The sequence below is a fragment of the Ignatzschineria sp. PL_is040 genome, from assembly GCF_055813795.1.
Map to the genome: position 1 here is coordinate 1 of NZ_JBVPGU010000022.1, position 1,701 is coordinate 1,701.

At 49.9% G+C, this 1,701-nt stretch carries 1 rRNA gene; it reads left to right on the top strand.

The window, feature by feature from the left end:
- Positions 1–1,672: ribosomal RNA gene (locus AC0SAP_RS10265) — 23S ribosomal RNA — on the top strand; the annotation flags it as partial.
- Between the last annotated feature and the right edge of the window lie 29 nt (positions 1,673–1,701).

Sequence of the window (1,701 nt, forward strand, 5' to 3'; positions counted from 1 at the left end):
GTTGGAGGTATCAGAAGTGCGAATGCTGACATAAGTAACGTTAATGCGTGTGAAAGACACGCACGCCGAAAGACCAAGGTTTCCTGTTCAACGTTAATCGGAGCAGGGTGAGTCGGCCCCTAAGACGAGGCAGAGATGCGTAGTCGATGGGAATCAGGTTAATATTCCTGAACTCTCGTATCATGCGATGGAGGGACGGAGAAAGCTAGACCAGCTGGTGATTGGTATACCAGTGTAAGCAGGTAGGCAGAGATCTTAGGCAAATCCGGGATCTTAATGCTGAGATGTGAATGCGAGGAGGTTACGACCTCCGGAGTGGTTGATGCTATGCTTCCAAGAAAAGCTTCTAAGCTATAGTGATATGAGAACCGTACCCCAAACCGACACTGGTGGTTGGGATGAGAATTCTAAGGCGCTTGAGAGAACTCGGGTGAAGGAACTCGGCAAAATCGTACCGTAACTTCGGGAGAAGGTACACCTTCCTTGGTGAATGCTTTACGCAGTAAGCTGAGGAGGGTCGCAGTGAAAAGCTGGCTGCAACTGTTTATCAAAAACACAGGACTCTGCAAACACGAAAGTGGACGTATAGGGTCTGACGCCTGCCCGGTGCTGGAAGGTTAATTGATGGGGTTAGCGTAAGCGAAGCTCTTGATCGAAGCCCCAGTAAACGGCGGCCGTAACTATAACGGTCCTAAGGTAGCGAAATTCCTTGTCGGGTAAGTTCCGACCTGCACGAATGGCGCAATGACGGCCAGGCTGTCTCCACCCGAGACTCAGTGAAATTGAAATCGCCGTGAAGATGCGGTGTACCCGCGGCAAGACGGAAAGACCCCGTGAACCTTTACTATAGCTTTACAGTGGATTTTGAATCTTTTTGTGCAGGATAGGTGGGAGGCTTTGAAGCTAAGACGCTAGTTTTAGTGGAGCCATCCTTGAAATACCACCCTGAAAGTTTTGGAATTCTAACTTAGATCCATCATCTGGATTAAGGACATTGTATGGTAGGTAGTTTGACTGGGGCGGTCTCCTCCGAAAGAGTAACGGAGGAGTACGAAGGTACCCTCAGCCCGGTCGGAAATCGGGCTATTGAGTGCAAAAGCAAAAGGGTGCTTGACTGCGAGACAGACACGTCGAGCAGGTACGAAAGTAGGTTTTAGTGATCCGGTGGTTCTGTATGGAAAGGCCATCGCTCAACGGATAAAAGGTACTCCGGGGATAACAGGCTGATTCCGCCCAAGAGTTCATATCGACGGCGGAGTTTGGCACCTCGATGTCGACTCATCACATCCTGGGGCTGTAGTCGGTCCCAAGGGTATGGCTGTTCGCCATTTAAAGTGGTACGCGAGTTGGGTTCAGAACGTCGTGAGACAGTTCGGTCCCTATCTGCCGTGGGCGTTGGAAATTTGAGAGGAGCTGCTTCTAGTACGAGAGGACCGAAGTGGACGTATCTCTGGTGGTCCGGTTGTCATACCAATGGCATAGCCGGGTAGCTACATACGGACGGGATAACCGCTGAAAGCATCTAAGCGGGAAGCCCACCTCAAGATTAGATTTCCCTAGGGGTTTAACCCCTCTGAAGGTCCGTCGAAGACTACGACGTTGATAGGTTGGGTGTGTAAGTGCAGTAATGCATTGAGCTTACCAATACTAATTGACCGTGAGGCTTGACCATATAATAGGTCTTAGACAATTTTGATACGA